Origin of the sequence: Pseudomonas sp. MIS38 (genome assembly GCF_019891575.1) — a bacterium.
Taxonomy (GTDB): Bacteria; Pseudomonadota; Gammaproteobacteria; order Pseudomonadales; family Pseudomonadaceae; genus Aquipseudomonas; species Aquipseudomonas putida_A.
Genome location: NZ_JAFLXF010000047.1, coordinates 1 through 5,855, shown reverse-complemented (window position 1 = coordinate 5,855; position 5,855 = coordinate 1). Strand labels below are relative to the sequence as shown.

At 61.2% G+C, this 5,855-nt stretch carries 8 protein-coding genes; all 8 read right to left on the bottom strand.

Going from position 1 to position 5,855, the window contains the following annotated elements; translation table 11 throughout:
- Positions 1 to 240 precede the first annotated feature (240 nt).
- Genes flhB through fliL form a run of 8 tightly spaced genes read right to left on the bottom strand, consistent with a single transcriptional unit; the run spans position 241 to position 5,645 of the window.
- The gene (gene flhB, locus J1G18_RS27725) at positions 241 to 1,380 is read right to left on the bottom strand and encodes a flagellar biosynthesis protein FlhB (protein WP_097090136.1); all 1,140 of its coding nucleotides are present in this window, start codon (positions 1,378 to 1,380) and stop codon (positions 241 to 243) included.
- Between the two features lie 3 nt (positions 1,381 to 1,383).
- Positions 1,384 to 2,169, bottom strand: a complete 786-nt coding sequence (fliR, locus tag J1G18_RS27720) for a flagellar biosynthetic protein FliR (RefSeq protein WP_047599973.1) — start codon at positions 2,167 to 2,169, stop codon at positions 1,384 to 1,386.
- A 3-nt stretch (positions 2,170 to 2,172) separates the two neighbouring features.
- Entirely contained in the window at positions 2,173 to 2,442 is a 270-nt protein-coding gene (gene fliQ / locus J1G18_RS27715) for a flagellar biosynthesis protein FliQ (RefSeq protein WP_007920026.1), read from the bottom strand.
- Positions 2,439 to 3,197, bottom strand: a complete 759-nt coding sequence (gene fliP, locus J1G18_RS27710) for a flagellar type III secretion system pore protein FliP (protein WP_223009591.1) — start codon at positions 3,195 to 3,197, stop codon at positions 2,439 to 2,441. The genes fliQ and fliP overlap by 4 nt, the downstream gene beginning before the upstream one ends.
- Entirely contained in the window at positions 3,197 to 3,649 is a 453-nt protein-coding gene (gene fliO, locus J1G18_RS27705; RefSeq protein WP_041072979.1) for a flagellar biosynthetic protein FliO, read from the bottom strand. Before fliO ends, fliP begins: the two co-directional genes overlap by 1 nt.
- Positions 3,650 to 4,108 carry a flagellar motor switch protein FliN gene (gene fliN / locus J1G18_RS27700; protein ID WP_003222891.1) on the bottom strand — a complete coding sequence of 153 codons (459 nt, stop codon included), beginning with the start codon at positions 4,106 to 4,108 and terminating at the stop codon, positions 3,650 to 3,652. It lies immediately after the preceding gene.
- Between the two features lie 55 nt (positions 4,109 to 4,163).
- The gene (gene fliM, locus J1G18_RS27695) at positions 4,164 to 5,132 is read right to left on the bottom strand and encodes a flagellar motor switch protein FliM (RefSeq protein ID WP_003222890.1); all 969 of its coding nucleotides are present in this window, start codon (positions 5,130 to 5,132) and stop codon (positions 4,164 to 4,166) included.
- Between the two features lie 9 nt (positions 5,133 to 5,141).
- The gene (fliL, locus tag J1G18_RS27690; protein ID WP_047599975.1) at positions 5,142 to 5,645 is read right to left on the bottom strand and encodes a flagellar basal body-associated protein FliL; all 504 of its coding nucleotides are present in this window, start codon (positions 5,643 to 5,645) and stop codon (positions 5,142 to 5,144) included.
- Positions 5,646 to 5,855: the final 210 nt, after the last annotated feature.

Here is a 5,855-nt window from a genome sequence, read left to right as displayed (position 1 = left end):
TAAGAAGGCAGGCAAGAACCTGTGGCGAGGGGATTCATCCCCGATCGGTTGCGCAGCAGCCGTAAACCCTGAACTCGCGGTATTTCTGAAAGATTGAAGTCTGGGGCCGCTGTGCAGCCCATCGGGGATAAATCCCCTCACCACAATGACCGCGGCAGGAGCCGAAATATCTTTGGGTCAGGCATAAAAAAACCGCCGCTCCGTTTGTTCGGGGCGGCGGTTTTTTGATCACGGCAAACGTCAGGAATCGCGCCGCAGATCCGGCGGGATCGGCAGATCGTCTTTCAGCGGATCCGGGCGTTTGCCCTTGCCGGCGCGGTACTGGCGGATCTGGTAGACGTAGGCCAGCACCTGGGCGACCGCCAGGTACAGGCCGCCGGGGATTTCCTGCTCGAGTTCGGTGGAGTAATAGATCGAACGCGCCAGCCCCGGCGATTCGAGGAGCATGACGTTGTTGGCGACGGCGATTTCGCGGATCTTCAGCGCGAGGAAGTCGCTGCCCTTGGCCAGCAGCACCGGCGCGCCGCCCTTCTCCGAGTCGTACTTGAGCGCGACGGCGTAGTGGGTCGGGTTGGTGATGACCACATCGGCGTCGGGAATCGCCGCCATCATCCGCCGCTGCGACATCTCGCGCTGGGTCTGGCGGATGCGCTGCTTGACCTCCGGCCGGCCTTCCTGATCCTTGTGCTCGTCGCGCACTTCCTGCTTGGTCATCAGCAGTTTCTTGTGGGCTTCCCAGAGCTGCACCGGCACGTCGACGGCGGCGATGATGATCAGGCCGCAGGCCAGCCACAACGTACTCCAGCCGACCAGCGTGACGCTGTGAATGATCGCCATTTCGAGCGGCTCGTGGGCGATCCGCAAGAAATCATCGACGTCCGCCGACAACACCGCCAACGCCACCCCCAGGGTGATCAGAAATTTGGCCAGCGCCTTGAGCAGTTCGACCACAGCCTTGAACGAGAACATCCGCTTCAGGCCCGCGGCCGGGTTCATCCGGCTGAATTTGGGTGCCATGGAGCCGGCCGCAAACAGCCAGCCACCGAGGGAGATCGGCCCGATCAACGCCGCCAGCAACAGGGTGATCATGATCGGCTGGATCGCCAACAGCGCCATCTGGCCCGACTGCAACAGGAACCTGCCCATGGCCCCCTGATCCATGATCACCTCGCGCGAGAGGGTGAAGTTCAGGCGCATCAGCTCCATCAGGTCTTCGGCCAGCATGCCGCCGAACACCAGCAAAGCACCGGCACCGGCCATCATCACGGCGAGGGTGTTGAGCTCTTTGGAGCGGGCAATCTCGCCCTTCTCACGAGAGTCCTTTTTCCGTTTGTCCGTGGGGTCTTCTGTTTTGTCCTGACCGCTTTCGCTCTCTGCCATGGCTCAGCGCGCCCGTGCCAGTTCGCGTAACAACTGCAAGGCCTCGGAGGCCAGCGGTTGATACTGATTGAGGATGTCCGCCAGACCGACCCAGACGATGAACAGGCCCAGCACCAGGGTCAGCGGGAAACCGATGGAGAAAATGTTCAGTTGCGGCGCGGCGCGGGTCATCACACCGAAGGCGATGTTGACCACCAGCAGCGCGGTGACCGCCGGCAGCACCAGCAACAACGCCGCCCCGAGAACCCAGCCAAGCTTGCCGGCCAGCTCCCAGTATTGCGCGGTCATCAAGCCGCCGCCGACCGGCAGCGTGGTGAAGCTTTCGGTGAGCACTTCGAAGACCACCAGGTGGCCGTTCATCGACAGGAACAGCAAGGTCACCAGCATGGTGAAGAACTGCCCGATCACCGCCACCGAGACGCCGTTGGCCGGGTCAACCATCGAGGCGAAGCCCATACCCATCTGGATCGCGACAATCTGCCCGGCCACGGCAAACGCCTGAAAAAAAAGCTGCAGGGAAAACCCCAGCACCGCACCGACCAGAATCTGCTCGGCAATCAGCAGCAGGCCACTGAGATCCAGCGGGCTGACCGCTGGCATCGGCGGCAGGCTCGGCGCAATGCACACGGTAATGGCCACGGCGAAATACAGGCGTATCCGGCGCGACACCAGCGTGGTGCCGAACACCGGCATGACCATCAGCATCGAGGCGACGCGAAACAGTGGCAACATGAACGACGCCACCCAAGTACTGATCTGGGTGTCGGTCAGCTGAAGCAGCGACTGCATGGCTTAGCCGATGACCATCGGAATGTTTTTGTACAACTGAATGATGTATTCCATGAACGTCTGCACGATCCAGGGACCTGCGACGATCAGCGTCACCAGCATCACCAGCAGACGCGGCAGGAAGCTCAGGGTCTGTTCGTTGATCTGCGTCGCCGCCTGAAACATCGCCACCAGCAAGCCAACCAACAGGCTCGGCACCACCAGGATCGCGACCATCAATGTGGTCAGCCAAAGGGCTTCACGAAAGATATCGACCGCAACTTCCGGCGTCATGGCGAGACACCTCCGAAACTGCTGGCCAGGGTGCCGATGATCAGCGCCCAGCCATCCACCAGCACGAACAGCATGATCTTGAACGGCAGCGAAATGATCAGCGGCGAGAGCATCATCATACCCATCGCCATCAGCACACTGGCCACGACCAGGTCGATGATCAGGAACGGGATGAAGATCATGAAGCCGATCTGGAATGCGGTTTTAAGCTCGGAAGTGACAAACGCCGGCACCAGAATGGTCAGCGGCGCCTGATCCGGGGTGGCGATGTCGGTGCGCTTGGACAGACGCATGAACAGCTCCAGATCGCTGGTGCGGGTCTGGGCGAGCATGAAGTCCTTGATCGGTATCTGGGCCTTTTCCACCGCTTGCTGGGCGGTGAGTTTTTCCGCCAGATACGGCTGCAGCGCATCGTTGTTCACCCGATCGAACACCGGAGCCATGATGAACATGGTGAGGAACAGCGCCATGCCGGTGAGGATCTGGTTCGACGGCGTCTGTTGCAGGCCGAGGGCCTGACGCAGGATCGAGAAGACGATGATGATCCGGGTGAAACTGGTCATCAGGATCACGGCCGCCGGAATGAAGCTCAGCGCCGTCATGATCAGCAGGATCTGCAGGCTGACCGAATACTCCTGCGCGCCATCGGCGTTGGTGCCCAGCGTGATCGCCGGAATCGACAACGGATCGGCGGCGAATGCCAGCGGCGCGGCCAGCATCAGGGCCAGCAAAAAGACGATGCGTAGCGCACCCATTACTTCTTATCCTTCTGATCCTTGCCGAGAATCTTCAGCAGATGCTGGGCAAATTCCGGGGTCGCTTTTTCGCTGCTGCTCGGCACTTGCACCGGCTCCTTGAGCACATGCAGCGCGGTGATGGTGCCGGGGCTGAGGCCGAGCAGAATCTGCTCGTTGCCGACCTGCACCAGCATCAAGCGGTCACGCGGACCGAGCGCACGGGAGCCGATCAGCTCGATCACCTGGCCCTTGCCCGCCGGCCCTGCCTGCTGCACCCGGCGCAGCAGCCAGGCGAGGAAGAAGATCAAGCCCAGCACCAGCAACAGACCGAACACCAGTTGCGTCAGTTGCCCGGCCACGCCGCTGCTGACCATCGGCGCGGTGGCAGCAGGCACGGTGGTCGCCGTCGACGGCTCGGCGGCCAGCACGCTCAATGGCAGTGCCAGCAAAGCCCAGAGAAACCGTTTCACTCAGCGCAGCTTCTTGATGCGTTCGCTTGGGCTGATCACGTCGGTCAGGCGGATGCCGAACTTCTCGTTGACCACCACCACTTCACCGTGCGCGATCAGCGTGCCGTTGACCAGCACGTCCAGCGGCTCGCCGGCCAGACGATCGAGCTCGATCACCGAACCCTGGTTCAGTTGCAGCAGGTTGCGGATGTTGATGTCGGTGCTGCCCACTTCCATCGAGATCGACACCGGGATGTCGAGGATCACGTCCAGGTTCGGACCGTCCAGGGTCACCGGATCGTTGTTCTTCGGCACGCTGCCGAACTCTTCCATCGGCAGACGGTTGGAGCTTGCAGCGCCAGCGTCGGCGGCCAGCAGCGCGTCGATGTCGGCCTGGCTGCCATCACCGGTCTCTTCCAGGGCCGCAGCCCATTCGTCGGCCAGTGCCTGATCGTCCTGGGCGTTCATTTCGTCGTTCATCATTTGTCCTCGGCGGGCAACAATTCAGTTAAATACGTGGGGGAAAAGCGCCGCTTCAGCGACGCTCGATCGGCTCGATCACCTGCAACGCGAGGTTGCCTTTGTGCGAGCCCATCTTGACCTTGAAGGCCGGTACGCCGTTGGCGCGCATGATCATGTCTTCCGGCATCTCGACCGGGATCACATCCCCCGGCTGCATGTGCAGGATGTCGCGCAGCTTCAACTGGCGGCGGGCCACGGTGGCGCCGATCGGCACGTCGACATCGAGCACGTCCTGACGCAGGGCGTTGACCCAGCGCTCGTCCTGATCGTCGAGGTCCGACTGGAAACCGGCGTCGAGCATTTCGCGCACCGGCTCGATCATCGAGTACGGCATGGTTACGTGCAGGTCACCGCCGCCGCCATCGAGTTCGATGTGGAAAGTGGAGACCACGATCGCTTCGCTCGGGCCGACGATGTTGGCCATGGCCGGGTTCACTTCCGAGTTGATGTACTCGAAATTGACTTCCATGATCGCCTGCCAGGCTTCCTTCAGATCGACGAACGCCTGCTCCAGCACCATGCGCACCACACGCAGTTCGGTCGGGGTGAATTCACGCCCTTCGATCTTGGCGTGACGGCCGTCGCCGCCGAAGAAGTTGTCCACCAGCTTGAACACCAGTTTGGCGTCGAGGATGAACAGCGCGGTGCCGCGCAACGGTTTGATCTTGACCAGGTTGAGGCTGGTCGGTACGTACAGCGAGTGCACGTATTCGCCGAACTTCATCACCTGGACGCCACCGACGGCAACGTCTGCCGAGCGGCGCAGCATGTTGAACATGCTGATGCGGGTGTAACGGGCAAAACGCTCGTTGATCATCTCCAGAGTCGGCATGCGTCCACGGACGATGCGATCCTGGCTGGTCAGGTCGTAGCTTTTGACACTGCCGGGTTCGGCAGCGTTATCGGTCTGTACCAGACCATCGTCGACACCATGCAACAGCGCGTCGATTTCATCCTGGGACAGCAGATCCTGCACGGCCATGTCGTGTTCCTACTGCAGTACGAAATTAGTGAAAAGCAACTGTTCGATCACCACTTTGCCCAGCTCTTTCTGCGCCACTTCCTGGACGCTGGCGGTAGCCTTCTGGCGCAACATCTCCTGCCCGACCGGGGTCGCCAGCGTGGCGAAATCCTGACCGGAGAAGAGCATCACCAGGTTGTTGCGGATCACCGGCATGTGCACTTTGAGCGCTTCCAGATCGGCCTGGTTACGCGCCAGCATGGTGATGCTCACCTGCATGTAGCGCTGACGGCCGTTCTGGTTGTAGTTGGCGACAAACGCCGGCGCCATCGGCTCGAAGATCGCCGGCTGCTTGCCAACCGGCGCAGCCTCGGCCGCTGCGGCAGGCTTGCTCTGAGCGCTGTGCATGAAGTACCAGGTCGCGCCCACGGACACACCGATCGCCAGCAGCAGAGCCACCACGATCAGGATGATCATCTTGAGTTTGCCTTTGGTCGCGGGGTCTTTTACAGCTGCTGCTTCGCTCTTCGCCATGCCAATAATCCGTCACTAATCGGGTTTTCACAGTCGCACGGCAAGGCAAGAGCAAGTGTTATGCCAGAAGTGTCGGAGGTAACGCTAAAGTCAAAAGCCACCCTCACCCCAGCCCTCTCCCGGAGGGAGAGGGGGCTGACTGAGGTGTCAGGCGTCAAACATCGACCTGAAAGACCGAGTCGATTATGGATTCACAGCGCAAGTATCCGG

Excerpts from the sequence above, each read along its gene's own strand:
- fliN (WP_003222891.1), bottom strand. The coding sequence starts at position 4,108 with ATGAACGACGAAATGAACGCCCAGGACGATCAGGCACTGGCCGACGAA.
- fliR (WP_047599973.1), bottom strand. The coding sequence starts at position 2,169 with ATGCAGTCGCTGCTTCAGCTGACCGACACCCAGATCAGTACTTGGGTG.
- flhB (WP_097090136.1), bottom strand. The coding sequence starts at position 1,380 with ATGGCAGAGAGCGAAAGCGGTCAGGACAAAACAGAAGACCCCACGGAC.
- fliQ (WP_007920026.1), bottom strand. The coding sequence starts at position 2,442 with ATGACGCCGGAAGTTGCGGTCGATATCTTTCGTGAAGCCCTTTGGCTG.
- fliM (WP_003222890.1), bottom strand. The coding sequence starts at position 5,132 with ATGGCCGTGCAGGATCTGCTGTCCCAGGATGAAATCGACGCGCTGTTG.
- fliP (WP_223009591.1), bottom strand. The coding sequence starts at position 3,197 with ATGGGTGCGCTACGCATCGTCTTTTTGCTGGCCCTGATGCTGGCCGCG.
- fliL (WP_047599975.1), bottom strand. The coding sequence starts at position 5,645 with ATGGCGAAGAGCGAAGCAGCAGCTGTAAAAGACCCCGCGACCAAAGGC.